Below are 411 nucleotides of genomic sequence, written 5' to 3'. Positions count from 1 at the left end.
GCCACGATGCGAAACACCGGGCGCAGCAGGTAACGCCCGCCCACCACCACCACGGCGATGCTGCCCAGCACTTGCAGGCCGTGGCGCAGGTCCTCGGCGCTGCTGGTGTGGTGATCGCCGCCGGCCAGCACCGGGACCATGGCGATCAGTGGCATGGCGGCGATGTCCTGGCCATTGAAGATCAACTGGCCGCCGTTGATGCCGACCAGCTTGAGCAAGCACTTGCCGATGGTCGACTTGCCCGAGCCGGACTCGCCGACGATGCCCAGCGTCTCGCCGCGCCGCACGCTGAAGCTGACGCCGTCGACCGCATGCACCTCGCGCTTGCCGCCCAGCCAGCCATGGCCGACGACGTAGGTCTTTCTCAGGTCCTTCACCTCCAGCACCGGTTGTTCCGGCGTGGCGGCGGCG

Annotated in this window: 1 protein-coding gene; it reads right to left on the bottom strand. The window is 68.6% G+C overall.

The features are described 5' to 3' along the window. A partial coding sequence (locus tag SB751_RS28365) for an ATP-binding cassette domain-containing protein (protein WP_410748835.1) occupies window positions 1-411 on the bottom strand: 411 nt, incomplete at both ends.

This window comes from Cupriavidus sp. SIMBA_020, assembly GCF_046535395.1.
Taxonomy (GTDB): domain Bacteria; phylum Pseudomonadota; class Gammaproteobacteria; order Burkholderiales; family Burkholderiaceae; genus Cupriavidus; species Cupriavidus campinensis.
Note: the sequence above shows the minus strand (reverse complement) of the source record. Positions and strands in the feature narration are given on the sequence as shown.